The sequence below is a fragment of the Nocardiopsis suaedae genome, assembly GCF_027706745.1.
GTDB classification, from domain to species: domain Bacteria; phylum Actinomycetota; class Actinomycetes; order Streptosporangiales; family Streptosporangiaceae; genus Nocardiopsis_A; species Nocardiopsis_A suaedae.
Genome location: NZ_JAQFWP010000014.1, coordinates 21,850 through 40,617 on the forward strand (window position 1 = coordinate 21,850; position 18,768 = coordinate 40,617).

The 18,768-nt window shown below is 73.9% G+C and carries 15 protein-coding genes and 1 CRISPR repeat array; of the genes, 6 read left to right on the plus strand and 9 right to left on the minus strand.

Going from position 1 to position 18,768, the window contains the following annotated elements; translation table 11 throughout:
* The first annotated feature begins 913 nt into the window (after positions 1 to 913).
* Positions 914 to 1,522: a DUF4352 domain-containing protein gene (locus tag O4U47_RS09835; protein ID WP_270677401.1), complete on the plus strand. Its 609-nt coding sequence runs from the start codon at positions 914 to 916 to the stop codon at positions 1,520 to 1,522.
* A 104-nt stretch (positions 1,523 to 1,626) separates the two neighbouring features.
* Positions 1,627 to 3,243: direct repeats of the CRISPR family, unit length 29 nt; unit sequence CTGCTCCCCGCGCACGCGGGGATGGACCC.
* A gap of 135 nt (positions 3,244 to 3,378) precedes the next feature.
* A complete protein-coding gene (locus O4U47_RS09840; RefSeq protein WP_270677402.1) occupies positions 3,379 to 4,356 on the plus strand; it encodes a DUF2332 domain-containing protein in 978 nt (325 codons plus the stop codon).
* 16 nt (positions 4,357 to 4,372) lie between these two features.
* Here the strand turns inward: O4U47_RS09840 and O4U47_RS09845 are convergent, their stop codons facing one another.
* On the minus strand, positions 4,373 to 4,963 hold the full coding sequence (locus tag O4U47_RS09845) for a helix-turn-helix domain-containing protein (protein WP_026123448.1): 591 nt from the start codon (positions 4,961 to 4,963) through the stop codon (positions 4,373 to 4,375).
* A gap of 151 nt (positions 4,964 to 5,114) precedes the next feature.
* Here O4U47_RS09845 and O4U47_RS09850 point away from each other — a divergent pair, with 151 nt between their 5' ends.
* Positions 5,115 to 5,822, plus strand: coding sequence for a B3/B4 domain-containing protein (locus tag O4U47_RS09850; protein ID WP_270677403.1), 708 nt, complete (start codon positions 5,115 to 5,117; stop codon positions 5,820 to 5,822).
* Positions 5,823 to 5,844: 22 nt separating this feature from the next.
* Here O4U47_RS09850 and O4U47_RS09855 read toward each other — a convergent pair whose 3' ends face one another.
* Entirely contained in the window at positions 5,845 to 6,636 is a 792-nt protein-coding gene (locus O4U47_RS09855) for a VOC family protein (protein WP_270677404.1), read from the minus strand.
* Positions 6,637 to 7,036: 400 nt separating this feature from the next.
* Between O4U47_RS09855 and O4U47_RS09860 the strand changes: the two genes are divergently transcribed.
* Complete coding sequence (locus O4U47_RS09860; protein ID WP_270677407.1) at positions 7,037 to 8,020, plus strand: universal stress protein; 984 nt, start codon at positions 7,037 to 7,039, stop codon at positions 8,018 to 8,020.
* Between the two features lie 114 nt (positions 8,021 to 8,134).
* On the opposite strand, the gene O4U47_RS09865 is transcribed toward O4U47_RS09860, so the two are convergent.
* From O4U47_RS09865 to O4U47_RS09880, 4 genes are all read right to left on the minus strand, one after another.
* Entirely contained in the window at positions 8,135 to 9,829 is a 1,695-nt protein-coding gene (locus tag O4U47_RS09865; protein ID WP_270677501.1) for a sensor histidine kinase, read from the minus strand.
* 215 nt (positions 9,830 to 10,044) lie between these two features.
* Positions 10,045 to 10,770: a CBS domain-containing protein gene (locus O4U47_RS09870; RefSeq protein ID WP_270677408.1), complete on the minus strand. Its 726-nt coding sequence runs from the start codon at positions 10,768 to 10,770 to the stop codon at positions 10,045 to 10,047.
* Between the two features lie 23 nt (positions 10,771 to 10,793).
* A complete protein-coding gene (locus O4U47_RS09875) occupies positions 10,794 to 11,690 on the minus strand; it encodes a universal stress protein (protein ID WP_270677409.1) in 897 nt (298 codons plus the stop codon).
* Positions 11,691 to 11,821: 131 nt separating this feature from the next.
* On the minus strand, positions 11,822 to 12,493 hold the full coding sequence (locus O4U47_RS09880; protein ID WP_270677411.1) for a response regulator: 672 nt from the start codon (positions 12,491 to 12,493) through the stop codon (positions 11,822 to 11,824).
* A gap of 425 nt (positions 12,494 to 12,918) precedes the next feature.
* Between O4U47_RS09880 and O4U47_RS09885 the strand changes: the two genes are divergently transcribed.
* Positions 12,919 to 13,560 carry a CBS domain-containing protein gene (locus O4U47_RS09885; protein WP_270677413.1) on the plus strand — a complete coding sequence of 214 codons (642 nt, stop codon included), beginning with the start codon at positions 12,919 to 12,921 and terminating at the stop codon, positions 13,558 to 13,560.
* A 70-nt stretch (positions 13,561 to 13,630) separates the two neighbouring features.
* On the opposite strand, the gene O4U47_RS09890 is transcribed toward O4U47_RS09885, so the two are convergent.
* The 3 genes from O4U47_RS09890 to O4U47_RS09900 form a co-directional block, all read right to left on the minus strand.
* Complete coding sequence (locus O4U47_RS09890) at positions 13,631 to 14,737, minus strand: endo-1,4-beta-xylanase (protein ID WP_270677415.1); 1,107 nt, start codon at positions 14,735 to 14,737, stop codon at positions 13,631 to 13,633.
* Between the two features lie 543 nt (positions 14,738 to 15,280).
* Positions 15,281 to 15,580, minus strand: coding sequence for a hypothetical protein (locus tag O4U47_RS09895; RefSeq protein WP_270677417.1), 300 nt, complete (start codon positions 15,578 to 15,580; stop codon positions 15,281 to 15,283).
* A gap of 223 nt (positions 15,581 to 15,803) precedes the next feature.
* Positions 15,804 to 16,670 carry a (2Fe-2S)-binding protein gene (locus O4U47_RS09900; RefSeq protein ID WP_270677419.1) on the minus strand — a complete coding sequence of 289 codons (867 nt, stop codon included), beginning with the start codon at positions 16,668 to 16,670 and terminating at the stop codon, positions 15,804 to 15,806.
* Positions 16,671 to 17,173: 503 nt separating this feature from the next.
* Here O4U47_RS09900 and O4U47_RS09905 point away from each other — a divergent pair.
* Positions 17,174 to 18,643 (plus strand): peptide MFS transporter, encoded by a 1,470-nt coding sequence (locus O4U47_RS09905; protein WP_270677421.1) that lies wholly within the window; start codon positions 17,174 to 17,176, stop codon positions 18,641 to 18,643.
* The last annotated feature ends 125 nt before the right edge of the window (positions 18,644 to 18,768 follow it).

Consider the following 18,768-nt stretch of genomic DNA (forward strand, 5'->3'; position numbering starts at 1 on the left):
GCGATGGCGGTCCGAGGGGAGCCGAGCCCCGGACCGCCCTGCGAGCGGGGGCGAGGCGATGACGGAGAGGGATCCGGACGCGGGCGGGTACCCGCCCGAGGAGGGTGACGGGGCGAGCGGCCGGGGGTCGTGGCCCGACGACGCGGCGCCTCCGCACGAGGATGCGGGCGAGGCCGCGGGGTCGGATGGGACGGCCGAGGCGGATGAGCCTGTCGGGCCGGTCGGACCTGCTGGGACGGAAGGACCTGCCGGACGCGCTGTGGGCGGCGATCGAGGCGAGGACTACGGCGGCCACGAGGCGCCGGCCGGTGGTGCGTTCGATTCCCCTGACTCCTTCGGCCCTGCACCGGGGGCGCCGGAGCCCGCGCCCGAGGAGAGCGGACCCGCGCAGGCCCCCTCGCCGCCGCCTTCTCCAGGAACCCCTCCGGGTGGTGCCCATGGGGCCGGAGGGGCGGCCGACGGGCCGACCGGTGGTCCGCCGCCGGGGGAGCGCAGCGGGCCGAGGTTCGCCCCCGCTTACGGCGAGCCCGGCGCATACGGCCCGGAAGGAGGGGCCGTCAGCGGCGCGAATGCTCCAGGTGGCGGCGCCGACGGCCAGGGCGCGCCCGGCGGAGCAACCGGTCCTCCGGGGTATGGACCTCCGCCTTCCGCCGGTGAGCCGCCGGGACAACCGGGACAAGGGGGGTCGGGCCCTGGACCTGGGCCCGGCCCAGGACCCTACGGCGGGTACCCGACCGGGGGACAGGTGCCGCCGGGGCCCATGAACGCGGGGCCGCCGCCGGGCGGGGCTCCGCCCCCGGGAGGCGCGCCTCCCGGCGGGCCTCCGCAGGGAGGGCCGCCGCCGGGCGGGTGGGGAGGACCTCCGCCCGGCGCAGCGCCTCCAGGACAGGGGCCGCCTCCACCTGGTGGCGGTGTGCCTCCAGGGGGTGGATACCCGCCTCCGGGAGGCGGATACGCGCCGTACCCGCCCCAGGGGCAGGGGAAGCAGACGCCGTGGGGGAAGATCATCGGCATCGGGTGCGCGGTGCTGGCGGTTCTGGCGATCCTGGTCGTGGTGGGCTGCTCGGTACTGGTGAACCGGTTGGCCGACGGCGGCGGCGTGTCGGGGGCGGACGGCGGTCCGGTTGGCATCGGCGAGCCCGCCACGTCGGGCGGGTTCGAGTTCACGGTGACGCGGGTCGAGGACGGTGTGGACACGTTCGGGGAGCCTCCGTTCTCGTCCGAGCCGGAGGGGCGGTACGTCGTGGTGTCGGTGGAGGCGCGGAACACCGGGAACGAGCCGGAGTACTTCGCATCGACCGATGCCCGGGTGATCGACACCGAGGGCAGGGAGTACTCGGCCGACGAGTCGGCGAGCGTGCTGGCGGAGGAGGGCGGCACCCTGTTCGAGGAGGTCAACCCGGGGAGCACGGCGGAGGGGAAGATCCCCTTCGACCTCCCGAGAGGCGCCGACCCGGAGAAGGTGGAACTGAGCGGCTGGACCTCTTTCGAGGATCCGGCGGTGATCCTGATCGGCGATTAGCGGGAAGGCCGGGGCGGGGAGCAGGTAGGTTGCCGACGTGGGTCCGATGGTCGAAGTTGTTGAAAACAAGCGCTTGATCGGTGAATCGCCCCAGGTCAACGAGACTGCTCCCCGCGCACGCGGGGATGGACCGAGTTCGCCGAGGCCGGCCGGACCGCCGCCGGGCTGCTCCCCGCGCACGCGGGGATGGACCCCTGCCGGCCGCCCGGGCCTGCTCCAGGGCGGTCTGCTCCCCGCGCACGCGGGGATGGACCCCAGACGAGCGCGCCCGGTGCCGACGGCGGCGGACTGCTCCCCGCGCACGCGGGGATGGACCCACGGCGACCTGGTCCCCGAGATGGACCCCATCGCTGCTCCCCGCGCACGCGGGGATGGACCCGTCGCCCGCAGCATCGAGGTCTACGTCAAGCGCTGCTCCCCGCGCACGCGGGGATGGACCCGGCGGGCTCTCCCCTGACGAGCTGGTCGCCGACTGCTCCCCGCGCACGCGGGGATGGACCCGGTGCGGTCATGGACCCCCTCCTGCCGCCGACCTGCTCCCCGCGCACGCGGGGATGGACCCGGGGACGGCTTGATCTGCCTGGACCTCGACCACTGCTCCCCGCGCACGCGGGGATGGACCTGCGGATGCCGTTCTCCCGGTCGATGTAGGGCCCTGCTCCCCGCGCACGCGGGGATGGACCCCAAGGCCGGTCTTCTCCGCCACGCGTGCGCGGCTGCTCCCCGCGCACGCGGGGATGGACCCGAAGATCGGTACCGCTAGTGCCGTTCTCAGTGCTGCTCCCCGCGCACGCGGGGATGGACCCATCTGCCGGGCGAACGGGGCGAGGGCGTCGGCCTGCTCCCCGCGCACGCGGGGATGGACCCTGCACCATGATCGACGCGATCTCGCTGCCCTCCTGCTCCCCGCGCACGCGGGGATGGACCCGTCGGCAGGGCGCCCTCCAGGTCGGCGGCGTCCTGCTCCCCGCGCACGCGGGGATGGACCCGGGACTGAGACCCCTCAGACCACCCCTGAGGGCTGCTCCCCGCGCACGCGGGGATGGACCCCATAGCTACCGGATGGCCAAGCTGCAGGCCGACTGCTCCCCGCGCACGCGGGGATGGACCTACGACCACACGATCGATGAGCAGATTGAGCAGCTGCTCCCCGCGCACGCGGGGATGGACCCGCCGCCGGGTCGTTGATCTTGCCGTCGTGGCGCTGCTCCCCGCGCACGCGGGGATGGACCCAGCGCGGGCACGATCAGCGCGATCCAGGGGGTCTGCTCCCCGCGCACGCGGGGATGGACCCCGGATCGACCCGGCGCCGACATAGGCGGTGTTCTGCTCCCCGCGCACGCGGGGATGGACCCATCGGAGCCCCCACCCCGAGGAACACCCCGGTCTGCTCCCCGCGCACGCGGGGATGGACCCCTGTCCCGCCGACGGGTGCGCCCGGCGATCAGCTGCTCCCCGCGCACGCGGGGATGGACCCCACCTGGCCTACCTCGACGTCGTCATCGGCGTCTGCTCCCCGCGCACGCGGGGATGGACCCCACTTCAGGGGGCTCACTGGGAGACCTCCTGCCTGCTCCCCGCGCACGCGGGGATGGACCCGAGGCACACCCGTGACCGAGAACGAATACTTCCTGCTCCCCGCGCACGCGGGGATGGACCCCCCTTCCACGGACACGCCTTCACGGCCTCTTCCTGCTCCCCGCGCACGCGGGGATGGACCCTGCGTGAGCTCAAGCTGTTCGAGGCTGGGCCCCCTGCTCTCCGCTTCTGCGGGGGAATCCGCCCCCGGGCCCACCGATTTGCGCTCGGTCCGGCTCCTATAGTCGAGGCTCGACGCTCTTGGAGAGGCGGCCTTGATGGAGTCTGAGATCTCGGCGTTCTCGACCGACCAGCGCTATCGCTGGTTCGCTCACCATGAGGCCTGCGCCACGTCTCCCACTTACTCCGTCCTCGCCGATGGCATCGCTGACGACCCGGACCTCCTCGCTCTCATCGAGCGGTTGCCCCTTCCCAAGCGGCAGCCCAACCTCCTGCTCGCCGCGGTGCGTCTCCACGGCGGGCCGATCGGCGACTACCCCGCCTTCCGCTCCTGGCTCCTCGACCACTGGGACCGGGTCGAGGCCACCATGCGCCGCCGCAGTACCCAGACCGACGAACCCGCCCGCTGCGCCGCGCTCCTCCCGATCCTCGCCGCCCTTCCTCAACCCCTCGCCCTGATCGAGGCCGGTGCCTCCGCCGGGCTCTGCCTGCACCCCGACCGCTACCGCTACAGCTACGACGCCGGCCCGCCCATCGGCGCCCCCGACGCCCGACCGCTTCTGGAGTGCGCGACCAGCGGGCCCGTCCCGATCCCCGATGGGCCGCCCCGGGTCGCCTGGCGTGCCGGGATCGACCTTAACCCCCTGGACCCCTCCGACCCCGACGACGTGCGCTGGCTGGAGTGCCTCGTCTGGCCCGGTCGGAACGACCGGCTGGAACGCCTCCGCGCGGCCTTGGAGACCGCCCGCAACCATCCTGCCCCGGTCATCCAGGGCGACCTGACGCAGGCGCTCGCGTCGCTCCTCCAGCAGGTTCCGGACGGCGCCACCCCTGTGGTCTTCCACAGTGCCGTGCTCCCTTATCCCGCCGAGGAGAAGCGCCGGGCATTCGTTGCGCTCGTGCAGGACACGCCGTGCCACTGGATCTCCAACGAGCCCCCCGGGACCCTCCCCGACGTCCGGCGCGCCCTTCCTTCGACGGCACCCTTCCAGACCGGTGACTTCGTCGTGGCCCTCGACGGGCGCCCCAAGGCCGTCGCCGCTCCGCACGGGCAGTATCTGAAGTGGGTGGACTGAGGCCCGGCGGCGGCCTCTAGGAGGCCGCGCCCCCCTCCGCCGGGGCGGGCTGCAGGTGGACCGTCATCACCAGCTCGCACGTCCGACCACCCGCCCCCCGGTACCCGTGGGAGACGTCCCCGGCGAACGCGGCCGTCTGGCCCGCCTCCACGCCGTACTCGTCGCCGTCGACCACCAGCACCATCCGGCCCGAGGTCACGCTCACCGTCTCCACGACCCCCGCCTGGTGCGGGTGGCTGGGGTACTCCTCGCCCGGCTCCAGGCTCCAGCGCCACACCTCCGTCGGCGCCGGGCCCGAGGTCGTGAGCATGAGCCGGGCCCACCCGCCCCGCTCGCCCTCCCAGAGGGGCGCCACGCCCCCGGCGTCCACGATCCGCACGCTGTCCTCGGGCGGGCCGTCCAACAGGTTCGACACCGGGATGCCCAGCGTGTCCGCCAGCCGGACCAGGGTCGCGAGGTTGGGGTTGCCCTGCGCCTTCTCCAGGCCGACCAGGGCCCCCTTGCTCACCTGCGCGCGGCGGCCGAGCTCCTCCAGGGACAGCCCCGCGCGCAGCCGGGCCACCCGGACGTTGCGCGCCACCGTCCTCAGCGCCGCTTCCTCGGCCATGCCGCCGCCCTCCTCCGCCCGTCCCGGACCGGTCATGGCGATGCGCTCTTCGGTCGTTCGGTTGACATGTGGCGGTCGATCCAATGTACTTTGAAGTCGTTCCATTGAATCCTACAGCTCCGCACCCCGGGTGCGGATCGGAGAACCGCCCATGACCGCCTTCCGCCTGGCCCCGGGGGTCGCCCAGGCCTTCCCCGACACCCTCGTCGCCCTGGTCACCGCCGACGGCCTGCGGGGCCGTGAGCCCTGGCCCGCCGCCACCGCCGCCCTCGACGACCTGGAGCGGCGCGTCGCCGACGGCACCTGGACGCCCGCCGACGAGGCCGACCCGCGCATCGAGGCCTGGCACGCCGCCTACCGCGCGTTCGGCACCAACCCCCGCCGCCTCCGCCCCAGCGTCGACGCGCTCGGCCGCCGCCTGGCCAAGAAGGGGGTCCTCCCGCGCATCACTCCGGCCGTCGACGCCTACAACGCGGTCTCGGTCGCCCACGGCCTGCCCGCGGGCGCCTTCGACCTGGACCGGGTCTCCGGCGGCGTCGCCATCCGCCACGCCGAGGGGACCGAGGCCTTCACCCCGCTCGGCGAGCCCGACACGGTGGAGGCCCCGCGCCCCGGGGAGATCGTCTACGCCGACGAGGCGGGCGTGCTCACCCGCCACTGGAACCACCGCGACGCCCACCGCACCCGCGTCACCGAGGACTCGGCGCGGGCGGTGTTCATCCTGGAGACCGTCCGCGGGGGACAGGACGGGGCCGAGGTCAAGAGCGCCGTGGCCGACCTCCGGGAGCTCCTCGCCCCGCACTGCGACCGGACCGGCGTGCACCGCCTCGACGCCGGGAACCCCGAGGCGGTCGTCTGACGGGCGTCGGCGGATCCGGTGGTCAGTCGGCCCCCGCGGCCTCCCCGCCCGGACCGCCGAACCACTCGTCCGACGCGTCGACGTTCGCCAGGACCTCCCTGACACGGTCCCGCTCCTCCCCGTCGAGGTCGATCCGCCGCAGTTCCACCTCCCACTCCGCGCGCCTCCCGTGCTCACCGAGCGCCACCGCCAGCTCGATCAGAGTCGCGTACACCAGCGCCCGGTCGACGTCGGAGGCGCCCTCGGACCGCCTGCGCAGCGCCGAGACCAGCGACCTCATCGCCGCGCGGTCGTCGTTCTTGAACTCCCGCAGGATCCTCGCGTTGTCCAGGGCGCGCTGCAGCCCCTCCAGCTCCTTCGAGCCGCCGTACTCCAGCTCCTGCGGCTCGTCGCGCTGGATGAAGATCAGCGAATTGCCCGACGGGTCGACGAGGGTGAACCGCGACGCCCCCGGCCGCAGCCGGGTGATGCGCGGGCACCCCTTCGCCAGGACCTTGCCGTAGGCCCCGCGCATCGCCCGGACGAACGCCGCGTGGTAGGGGGCCACCGCGTCCACCATCACCAGGCACCCGCCCGTGTCCTGGTTCTCCGGGGCGAAGACCTTCGGCGGGCCGAAGTAGTGGACGTCGATGCCGCTCCAGGAGAAGGCCAGGTACAGGTAGGGCCTCCGCTGCCGGTAGGCGACCGTGAACCCGAGGGCCGTGTAGAACTCCTCGGTCTCCTCGGGGGCCGCGCACGGCAGTGTCGGGACCAGTTTCTCGTTCGGCCGGATGGCGTCGCTCCGCTCGGCCGCGCCGTCGGTGACCGTCTCCATTGCTTCGCTCCTTCGTCCTACGCCGGAATCGGGAGGCCGATTCTCCCGCCGGGGGAGGGGGAGGCGCCCATGGATTCTTCGGCGGGCCGATAGGGCACATAGAAGCCGGATCCACAACAGAATCGGCGTCGTGTGAACGAATCGCGCACGCAGCCGTGCGCTGTGGCGGCGGACGGCCCGTCATCGGCCGCCCGGGCCGGATTCTGCGCGCCACGGCGACCGGCCGGGACCTAGGCCCTTACCCGCCGGGAACCACGGTGCTACCCGGCGGCGGTGGCGGCGGCCAGACTGATGGCGTCGCCGGACACGACCGCCGCTCCGGCCCCGGTGACCGTCTGGTCCCGCGGCGGAGCGCCGCCGTGCCGACGGCGGCCGCGGCGCGAGGGAGAGGACCAGGACCATGGGCATCACATCCGACGGGGGCGGCTCCGGCGCGGACCCTGCGGCCGAAGCCGGCCGGGGGGACGTCGTCGTGGGCATCGACGGCTCCGCCCCGGGGCAGGCGGCGCTGGAATGGGCGGCCCGCGAGGCCGAGGAGCGGGGGACCGGCCTCCTCATCCTGCACGCCCTCAACATGCCCCTGGTGTCGGTGCCCTTCGGGCACCCGGTGCGGCTGACACCGACGCCCGAGACGGCCGAACGCGCCGGGCGCCTGCTGGACCAGGCGTCGGCCCACCTGCGGCGGCGGCACCCGGAGCTGAAAGCGCGCACGCAGGTCTCCTCCGCCGACGCCGTGCACGCCCTCCTCGCCGCGGCGCGCACGGCCGCCGTGGTGGCCGTGGGCTCGCGCGGCCTCGGCGGCCTCGGGTCGGTCTTCCTGGGGTCGGTGAGCATCCGGGTCAGCGCCCACGCCCCGTGCCCGGTGGCGGTCGTCCCCGGGCCGAAGGAGGGGGACGGCGCGGAGCGGACGGCCGGCCGGCGCGGCCGCGTGGTGGTGGGGGTCGACGGCTCCCGGGACGCCGACGCCGCACTCCGGTTCGCCCTGGAGGAGGCGGCCAGGGGCGGCGGGGAGGTCCTCGCGCTGCACGCGTGGCAGATCTCGGCCCCCATCGACGCCGGGGCACTGTCCGACCCCTCCTACGTGGTCGAGCACCGGTTCGCCGCCCACATCGCCGAGAAGCACGTCCAGGCCATGGTGGAGGAGGCGCGTACCGACACCACGGCCGACGTCCCGGCCCGAGCCGTCGCCGTCGAGGACAACCCTGTGCACGCACTGATCCGCGCGGGCTCCGGCGCCGACCTCCTCGTGGTCGGCTCCCGCGGGCGGGGCGGGTTCACGGGGCTGCTGCTGGGATCGGTCAGCCAAGGCGTGCTCCACCACGCCGACGTGCCGGTCGTGCTGGTGCGGAACCGGGCGCAGGGTGAGACGGCCGACGCGGGGTGACCGGCCACCGCCGGGCGGCCGGTGTACGAACTCCGGTGGAGGGGCGGAGCCACCGCCCCTCCGGACCGCCCGGGGGAGCACCGTCCCATGGCCGCCGGCCCCGGGACGGAACGGCTAGCCTCCGGATTCCCCGTCGACGGGGACGCGCCATTCCAGCCGGGTCCCGCCCTCAGGCCGCGGGTGGGCCGCGAACGCCCCGCCGCGGCGTTCGGCGCGTTCGGCGAGGTTGCCCAACCCGCTGCGGCGCCCGCCCTCGGGCAGGCCCACACCGTCGTCCCGCACCTCCAGGGTGAGTTCCCCGCCGACCACGGCACGCACCTCGACGTCGACCCGGGAGGCGCGGGCGTGGCGTGCGGCGTTGGACAGCGCCTCGTTCAGCACGGCGACGACGTCCTCACCCAGGTCGTCGGGCACCGCGCTGTCGATGGGCCCCTCCAGGCGCAGGGCGGGCGGGAAGCCGAGCGGCCCGGTGGCGGCGGCGACCGCGTCCAGGATCCGGGTGCGCAGCCACCGCCGCTCCTCGTCCGCGTGCCGGAGCGCGAAGACGGTGGAGCGCGTCTGCCTGATCGTGTCGTCGAGGTCGTCCACGGCCTGCTGCACCCGCCGGGCGGGCGCCGGGTCGGATATCCGGTCCACGCAGCCCATGAGCGACAGCGCGACGGCGAACATGCGCTGGATGACGACGTCGTGCAGGTCGCGGGCGATGCGGTCGCGGTCCTCCAGGACGCTCAGCCGTTCGGCCCGGCCGCGCGCCTCGGCGAGCTCCAGGGCCAGCGCCGCGTGGCCGAGGAACGTGTGCAGGATCCGGGCGGTCGCCGACGGGAACGGGCGGGCGCCCGCCCTGCGGCCCAGGATCAGGACGCCGTGCGCGTCCTCGCCCCCGGTGAGGGGGGCCAGGAGCACCGGCCCCAGCCCGAGCCCCTCCAGGAGCGGGGACGATCCGCTCTCCTCGCGGGCCATGTCGGTGCTGAGGGGCGCATCGCCGAGGTAGGCCCGTCCGGCCAGCGTCCCCTGGACCGCGGCCGTGCGGCCCCGGGCGCGGCCGGCGCCGTGCCCGTCGGCCGCCCGGACGGCCAGTACCCTGCCCGAGGCGTCCGGTGCGGCGACGGCCACCAGGTCCGCGCCGGTGATGGCCCGGACCCGCTCGGTCAGCAGGCGCAGCACCTCGTCGAAGTCGTCCCCGGTCAGCAGCCGGGTGGAGATCTCGTCGGAGGCGCTGAGCCACCGCTCGCGCTCCAGGGAGTCCTCGTACAGCCGGGCGTTCTCGATCGCCACGCCCGCGGCGGTGGCCAGGGCCGCCACGACGGCCTCGTCGTCCTCGTCAAAGTCGGCGCCGCCGGCCTTCTCGGTCAGGTAGAGATTGCCGAACACCTCGTCGCGCACCCGTACCGGCACCCCCAGGAAACCGCGCATCGGCGGGTGGCCGGGCGGGAAGCCGTGCGAGTCGGGGTGCCCGGCGATGTCCCGCAGCCGCAGCGGGCGCGGGTCCTTCACCAGCGTCCCGAGGATTCCGCGCCCCTCGGGCCAGTGGTCGATGGCGGCGATCTCCTCGTCGTCCAGGCCGACCGGGATGAACCGCTCCAGCCCGCCGGAGCCGCCGACGACGCCGAGCGCTCCGTAGCGGGCGTCGACCAGCTCCATGGCGGCCGCGACGATGCGCCTCAGGAGCGTCTCCAGGTCCAGCCCGGTGCCGATCAGCACGACCGCGTTCAGCAGCGAGTGCACGCGGTCGCGGGCCGATGCGACGTCGCTGAGGCGGTTCTGGAGTTCGGCGAGGAGCTGGTCGAGCCGCATCCGCGGCTCCAGCATCCGTTCGTGTTCGGGTCGGGCGTCGTCGGACACGGCCCACCTCCGGAGCTGCGGCCCCCACGGCCGCACGGGTCCCTCGCCGCACACGGGATTCTACCCCCGGCGGCGCCGGTCGTCCCGGAGGGAGAGGCGCGCGGCCCGCGCACGCCGACCGCCGGGGGCGCGGTCCCCGCACCTCCGGCGGTTCCCCGGACGGTCGTGTCCGGCGCGGGCCGCTACACCCGTCCCGGCATCGTGCTGTACGGCGGAAGCAGGTCATCGACCTCCCAGGTGAGCCGGTCGTCGACGGAGACGACCCCCTCGATCCGGTTGATCAGCCGGGTCAGCGCGTGCGCCGTGCTGCGGTAGCGGACCGACCCCGTCAGGGTGACGATCCCCTCCGAGACGGAGTGGGACAGGTCGGCCCCGCGGACCGCCCGGCTCAGGTGCCCGATCTCCTCCCCGACGGCGTCCGAGACGGACTTGTCGTCCTGGAGGAACACCCGGAGCAGGTCGCGGCGCCCGACGATGCCCACCAGCCGCCCGTCCTCGCCGACCACGGGGAGCCGTTTGACCCCGCGCAGCTCCATGGTGCGCGCGGCCTCCACGACGCTGGTATCCGGGGCGACCGTGATCGCCGGGCTCGTCATCAGCTCGGCCGCGGTCGTGGCCGCGGCCTTCTCGTCGGCCCGCTCGACCAGCACTCCGGCCCCGGTGAGCCGGGAGCGCAGCCGGGCCCGCAGCGGCGGCCGGTAGTCCCCGCCCTGCTCGGTCTGCTTGAACTCGGCCTTGTGCAGCAGGTCCTGCTCGGTGACCACTCCGACGACCGTGCCGTCGTTCTTGACCACCGGGAGCGCGCTGGTGTTGCGCTCCAGCAGCGTCTCGACGATCTCCCGGTAGCCGGTCCCCTCGTTGACCGAGGCGGGCCCAGCCGTCATGACCTCGGCGATGGTCCGTGGCATCGTCTTCTCCTCTCAGCGTGCGCTCAGTGCGTCTCGGCGGGGACGACCGCGACCGGGACGGAGGCGTGGGTCAGGGCCGACTGGCTCACCGAGCCGAGCAGCATCCCGGTGAACCCGCCGCGCCCGCGGCTTCCGACGACCAGGAGGTCGGAGCCGGCCGACGCGTCGGCGAGGACCTGGGCCGGGTGGCCCGGGACCGCCGACTCCTCGACCTCGACCTGCGGGTGGTGCTCGCGCAGGCCCGCCAGCGACTCGGAGAGGAGCCGGCGCGCCTCCTGCGCGGCCTCCTCCAGCTCCGCCTGGTCGGACGCGTCGCGGACCGGTGCCTCCCAGCGGCCCATGAGCCGGTGGGAGAGCGGATCGTGCGCGATGACCGCCCGCAGCGCGGCCCCGCGCCGGGCCGCGGCGGCGAACGCCCAGGCCGCCGCCGTGCGCGCGGAGGCGGAGCCGTCGAGGCCGACGACGATCCGCCGCACCGGCGGTTTGGGATCGTGGTCGGGGACCACGACGACCGGGCAGCGTCCGGCGGCCGCCAGCTCCATACCGGTCGACCCCAGCAGGAGCGCACCGATGCGGGACTGCACACGGGAGCCGATGACGGCGAGCTCGGCCTCGGCGGACTCCATCATGAGCACCGGGGCGGCGTCGCCGACCTTGTAGACCGCGGCCGTCCGCAGGTCCGGAGCGCGCTCCGCGGCCCGCTGCACGGCCTCATCGACCACGCTCTGCGCCAGGCGCTCCGCCGAGAAGCCGGGGACGCTCAGGGGCACCCTGTGGTACAGCGGCCAGTCGAAGGCGTAGACGATGCGCAGGCTCCGGCCGCGCATGAGGGCCTCGTCGGCCGCCCAGTCCAATGCGCGCAGACTCGCCTCGGTTCCGTTGACCGCTGCGAGTACCGGCGCGTCCGGTTTCGTCGTCATGGTCGCCCCACTCCCTCGACTGGACTCCTGAAACCGACGCTACGGTCGGCGGAGGCCGTTGGGCAGCGTCCAAGGGCAGGTGGCAGAGGGACCTTGGTCCGGCTCGCCGTACCCGGACGCCGCCATCGGCGTCAATAGGTCCCGCCGCCGGACTCCTCGGACTTGAGGCGGGCGGCGTACACGGCGGCCTGGGTGCGGCGCTCCATCCCCAGCTTGGCCAGGATGTTGGTGACGTAGTTCTTCACGGTCTTCTCGGCGAGGAAGACGCGCTCGCCGATCTGCCGGTTGGTCAGCCCTTCGCCGATCAGCTCGAAGACGCGCCGCTCCTGGCCGGACAGCGCGGCCAGCGGGTCCTTGCGCTCGGCCTCCTCGCGCATGCGGCGCATGATCCGCGCCGTGCTGCGCGGGTCGAGGAGCGACCCGCCCGAGGCGACGGTGCGGACGGCCCCGACCAGGTCCGTGCCGTGGATCTGCTTGAGGACGTACCCGGAGGCGCCCGCCATCACGGACGCGTAGAGGGCCTCGTCGTCGGCGTAGGAGGTCAGCATGAGGCAGGCGAGCCCGGGCCGCCGCGAGCGCAGCTCACGGCAGACCTCCACCCCGCTGCCGTCCGGGAGCCGTACGTCGAGGAGCGCCACGTCGGGGTCGACGGCCGGGATCCTGGCGAGCGCGCCGGCCGCGTCGGCGGCCTCGCCCACCACCTCGATGTCGGGTTCGGAGGCGAACAGCGCCCCGACGCCGCGCCGGACGATGTCGTGGTCGTCGACAAGGAATACCGTGATCGTCCGCTGCTCCGCGGCCATGGTGCCTCACCTCGCGTCCGGTCGTGCCCCACTCTGCGGTGCCGCACGCCCCGGGGCCGCCGCACCGGGGCCCGCCACGGGGGCGGGCGACCCCGGGGATCCGGTTCGGTCCGCCCCCGGTTCCAGGCTAACCCCCGGACGCGCCTCGGCACAGTGCCGTCCGGGCGGTGTGGGCCCCTCCGGGACCGTGCCCGGACGGGGACGGGACCTTCCTCCCGGCCGCCGGTGCCCTACGGCCGCGTTCTCGCCGCAGGGGGCGCGGCGGGAGGGACCTCCGGCACATGGCCCCCCAGGGGCCCAGGCGTGATGATCGGTGGTGGGGAGGGCGGTGGCCCCCACCGGCCCCCAGACCCGACCGGCCGCGGCCGCCGCCACCGGAGAGGCGCGGCGGGTGCTCCGCGAGGGGGGCACGTGAGGAGAGAACGATGGCCGTCCGAGTACGCGACATGATGACGACGGACGTGGTGTGCGTCCAGCCGGGGGCGAGCATGAGGACGATCGCCCTCGTACTGGGCCGCTACGCGGTCTCGGGGGTGCCCGTCGTGGACGACGCCAAGCACGTCCTCGGCGTGGTCTCCGAAGGGGACCTGCTGCACAAGCTGGCCGACGGGGACGGGAGGTCCGCCACGGCCGACCGCGCCAAGCGCTCGGCGGTCACGGCGCAGAGGCTGATGACGGCGCCCGCCGTCACCGTCCGGGCCCGAGCGGAGATCGCCGAAGCGGCGCGCCTGATGCAGGAGCACCGGGTCAAGCGCCTTCCGGTCGTCTCGGATTCGGGGGAGCTGGAGGGCATCGTCAGCCGCGGCGACGTCGTGAAGGTCTACGCCCGTCCCGACTCGTGGGTCCTGAACCGGGTGGAGCGCCTGCTCATGCTCGACTTCGAACTGCCCCACGTCCGGGCGGAGGTGCGCGGCGGCATCGTCACACTGACCGGGAAGGTGCGCTTCCGCTCCAGCGCGGTGGCCGTCCGCCGGGCCGTGGGCGCCATCGAAGGGGTGCTGCACGTCGACGACCGCATCGAGTTCGACGCCGACGACCTGTCGCCGTTCGCCCTGCACACCGACTGACGGCGGCCGCCCGCCGCGGGGGCGGGCGGCGTGTGGGCCCGCGGCCGGATGCGGGCCCACACGCCGGTCGTCAGCCGGCCAGGGCCTGTTGCAGGCCGTAGTAGGCGGGCTTGGGCCGGTACTGCTCGTTGAAGGGGAGCGGGGCGCCGTAGCCCGGGAAGACGTCGGGCACCCAGGAGTACTGGTCGACGATGCCCCACACGGTGACGCCGACGCAGCGGTCCACCGCGAGGCAGTTCTCCATGACCGCGCGGTAGTCCTGCCCCTGCTGCTGCAGCTCACCCTGGTCGGCGGGCATCTGGATGCGCACGTCCAGCTCGGTGACGGCCACGTCCAGGCCCAGGTCGGCGAACCGCTGCATGTTCTGCCGCATGTCGTGGGGCACCTGCCCGTTGATCAGGTGCGTCTGCATCCCGATCCCGTCGAGCGGGACGCCCTGCTCCAGCAGGGAGCGCGCCAGGTCGTAGTAGGCGTCGCTCTTGGGGTTGATCCCCTCGATGTTGTAGTCGTTCAGGTACAGCTTCGCGTTCGGGTCGGCCTGGTCGGCCATGCGCAGGGCGTCGGCGACGAAACCCTCGCCCAGCGTGTCGTAGAAGACCGACCCCCGCCAGGAGCCGTCCTCCAGGAAGATCTCGTTGGCCACGTCCCAGTAGGCGACCTGGCCCGCGTACCTCCCGGCGACGGTGCCGATGTGCTCGCCCATCACGGTGCGCAGCTGATCGGGACTGAATCCGCCATCGGACACCCACGAGGGGAGCTGGCTGTGCCAGACGAGGGTGTGGCCGCGCACCGCCTGGCCGTCGGCTCGCGCGGAGGCCATGAAGGAATCGGCGTTGCCCCAGTTGAACTGCCCCCGCGACGGCTGGAGCGCGTCCCACTTCATGGCGTTCTCCGCTGTGGCGGCGTTGAACTCCGCGCCGGCGAGGCGCGCGAACTCGGGATCGCCGCTGAGGTGGTCGGCGCCGAGGGCCGCGCCGATCTCCACGCCCCGGGCCTCGGCCAGGTCCCGGAGCGTCCCCTGGGCCTGGGCGGGGGCCTGCGCCGTCACGGCCAGGGCCGCCGACAGCGCGATCGACAGCGCCGCAGCGGCGCCCGTCCGCCGACGGCGGAGGGCCGTGCGCGGTGCCCGGCGCGGCCCTCCGCGGTCCGTTGCCCGTCCGTTTCCTCTCGGTCTCATGCTCGCACCTCCGAGTGCGTCGCACTGCTGGTGATCAGGGGAAATGGGAGCGCTCCCAGCTCTGCGTGGCGAACGTAGCACTCCATGTATCCGCATGAGAAGGAGGGAAGGCAGCGAAACAAACGAAACTCGTGGGAATCGGGGAAGGCACAGGAAGTGCGCCTTCCCGATGCACGGAAATGCGGGCGGGATAGCGGCCCCGGGAGGGAAGACGGGAGTTCCGCTGACCGGGGTCAGGGGCGGGGGCCGGGTTCCCGATCCATTCCCGGAGTCCGTCCCGGCGGTCGTCGTCGCACGTGAGCGGGCAGGTGGCGCGGAATCCGCGCTCCGGGTCGCGCTTGCACTCCAATCGGTCGGCGGCGGTGCGGACGGCCCCGGCGGGTCGCCGCCGGGACCGTCCTTTGGGAGCCGCATCGGGGGGAGGCGCGGTACACGGCCTCGCGCGGCCGTACACGGTGATCGGCGCACAGGAGGCGGGCCCCGCCCCGGCGCAGTGCCCGGGAACTGGCGGCCCCGGCCCGCCGCGGCTCCCGTCCCGCCGGGTCAGACGGTGTAGGCGGTCCAGCCCACGGTCTCGGTGGTGTGGACCCCGTCACCGGTCACGCCCGAGCCGTACAGCTCGTTCATCCGGATGAGGAACCCGGTCTCGCTCACTTCGTGCAGCCGGACCCCCGGGGTGTGGGGCCCGTTGAAGGTCTGCACCGTCGTCTGCACGATGACGTTGGACCCGGCAGGGAACGGGGCGGGGAAGTCGACCCGCGTGAAGGTGTGGGTCTGGCCGCCCTTCTTCTCGACGGGGTGCTCCGAGGTCAGTTCGACCTTGCCCGTCTGGATCATGCTCATGGTGGTGCCTCGATTCCGATCGGGATCCGAAAGGCGCTCGACGACACGCGGAGTGGCGATCGTTCGGCGCCGTTCCCGAGGATCCCCCGGCGGCCGGCCCCGCCCTAGCTACGGAGTGCCCGACAACTCAGCGCATTGGTCCCGCACGGTGCGTGACCATCCGGGCGGTGGCGGACGCGAGGCCGGCGGGCCTAAGGGCCGGAGGGCAAGGCGGTGCGGCCGCTCACGGCGCCAGCGCCGGGTTCCGGATCCATTCCTGGAGTTCGTCCCGGCGGTCGTTGTCGCACTTGAGCGGGCAGGTGGTGCAGAACCCGTGCTCCGGGTCGCCCTTGTAGTCGAAGCAGCACGTCCCCCGCACCGCCCACGTGCCGCGGGGGTGGTCCTCCCGGAACGGGAAGAGCCGGGGCCGGGCCCGCGTCACCGCGCCCGCCTCGATCAGCGCGTCGCCCAGCGCGCACGCCAGCCGCCAGGCGTCCTCGGCGTCGCGCCCCAGGAACCGCGCCGGGTTGAGCATGTAGAAGTGCGCGGTGTCCAGCACCCACCCCCACAGCGTGCGCAGGCCCACCCGGGTGTGCGCGTGCAGGGCGTCGATGACGGGGGCGAAGGCGGCCACCATGTGCTCGGCGGCGGTCCGGACCAGCTCGTCCTCGTCGGCGCAGACCACCGCCGAGGGGTGGTCGGCCGCGGGGTCGTCGGCGAGCACGGCGGTGCGCACGCCGGTGAGGGTGGGGGTGCCGAAACCGCTCTCCGACCTCCAGGGGAACCACAGGCGGTCGGCGTCCGGCAGGGCGGCGCGGCGGGTCAGGTAGAGGCCGGCCGAGACCAGGAAGACCGGCTCGCGCAGGGTCGCGCGGAGGAAGTCGGTGACCGCGGGAAGCCGGTGGCCGCGCGCGCCCAGCGCGGTCAGGCGCTCGAACAGCACCGGGACCTCGCCGTCGGCGACCATCAGGTCGGTGCGGAACCACTGGTCGGCGGCAGGGTCGCCCGCCCCCGCGGTGATGCCGGGCGCGCGCAGGGCCGGCAGCGGGGAGAACTTCAGCGGCGTGCAGGCGTCGACCACTGCCTGCAGCGGGACCGGGACCTCGGGCATGCGCCGGACGACCTTCCTCGTAACGCCGGAGTGCGCGACGGGGCGGGCGCGATGGCCGCCTTCACGCGGACGGCCCGCCGTCTTTAGATGAGGCTACCCTAATCAAATCTCCCGGGGCAAAGACGGGGCGCGCCCGGTGTGTCGGATCGCCTCGCGGCGCGGGCGGTGCGCGGGGGCGTGCGGGGTCCGGCGGCCCCTGTGGGGTGTCCGTTATGTCCTGTGAGGAATGCAACAAACCCCAAGAGAGTGGAAAGTCAGGAATGACACAGGGTGTACATTCCTTGACCAGGACGGACGTTCGTGACCCCGGACGTCCCCGGCGGGGCGGACCGACGCCCGCCGACCGGAAGACCCGATCGCCGCGCAGGGCGCCGCCCGGCCCGCCGCAACCCCGGCCCCCACGAGGGGCACGGGGCCACCTGTGCCGAGAGCCGGTCCGCCCGGCCGCGCCCGCGCGCCCCGACCCGGGAGCGCGCGGGCACACGCGAACGACGGGAACACCGATGCGGAACCACCCCAAAGGGTTGATCACCCTGGCCGGGACGGAGATGAACGAGCGCCTGTCCTTCTACGGCATGCGCGCCATCCTCGTCCTCTTCCTCGCGGCGGCGGTGAGCGAGGGAGGCATGGGCCTGGGAACGGGCACCGCCACCGCGGTCGTCGGCCTCTACCTGGCCATGAGCTACTTCACGGCGCTGCCCGGCGGGTGGATCGCCGACCGCCTGCTCGGCCAGCGCCGCACCGTGCTGGTCGGCGGCGTGGTCATCATGCTCGGCCACATCAGCCTCGCGCTGGAGTTCGGATCGGCGTTCGTCTGGTTCGGCCTGGCGCTGGTGTGCGTCGGCACCGGACTGCTCAAGCCCAACATCTCCGCGATGGTCGGCGAGCTGTACAAGGATGCTCCCGACGCCCGCCGCGACGCCGGGTACTCGCTCTTCTACATGGGCATCAACATCGGCTCGGCCATCGGCCTGTTCCTGGTGGGCTACCTCGGCGAGCGGTTCGACTGGCACGTCGGCTTCGCCGTCGCCGCCGTCGGCATGGCCCTGGGCCTGCTGCAGTACGTGCTGGGCCAGAAGAACCTCCAGGGCGCCGGGGACCGGCCCGGCAACCCCCTCACCGCCGGAGAGCGCGGCCGCCTGCTGCGCAACCTCGCCATCGCCGTCGCCGCGGTCGCGCTGGCCTTCGCCGCCGCCGCGCTGACCGGCACCCTCAGCGTCGACAACGTCACCTACGTGCTGACGGCCTTCTCGATCATCGTCCCCATCGGCTACTTCGTGTACATGTTCGTCGTGCGCCGCGACGAGATCACCGACGAGGAGCGGCCCAAGCTCAAGGCGTTCGTGTGGCTGTTCATCGCCTCGGCCGTCTTCTGGATGATCTTCGACCAGGCGGCCGGGCCGCTCACCCTGTTCGCCAAGGAGCACGTCGACCTGCACATCGGCTCCTTCGCCGTGCCCGCCGGGTCCACCCAGGCGGTCAACCCCGTGATGGTGATCGTGCTGGCCGGGGTGTTCGCCCTGGTCTGGAGCAAGCTGGGCGACCGGGTCAGCACCGGCATGAAGTTCGCCTTCGCCCTGGTGGTGTGCGGCTTCTCGTTCGTCGTGATGAGCTGGGCGACCGCCGCCACCGACGGCGGCACCGTCAAGGTGGGCCTGATGTGGCTGGTCGGCGTCTACCTGCTGCAGACCATCGCCGAGCTGTGCCTGTCCCCGGTGGGCCTGTCGATGACCTCCAAGCTCGCCCCGGAGGCGTTCAAGGCGCAGATGATGGGCCTGTTCTTCCTGTCCATCACCGCCGGGGACGCCGTCGGCGCCCAGGTCAGCCGCCTGCAGCCGGTGCTCGGCGGGAACTACTTCCTGCTGCTGGGCCTGCTGGCGGTGGTGTGCGGCATCGCCCTGTTCTTCTTCGTGGGCCGGCTGCGCGGGCTCATGGGGGAACACCGCCCCGCGCCCCAGGAGGCCGCGGCCTGAGGGGCGGCCCTCGGAAGGACCGCCGCCGCCCGTCCTGACGGCGCCCGGACGCCGCACCCCGCCCACCGGCCCCCGACCGCGCACCGCGGCCGGGGGCCGGAGGCGTCGGGACGGCCGGAGCGCCC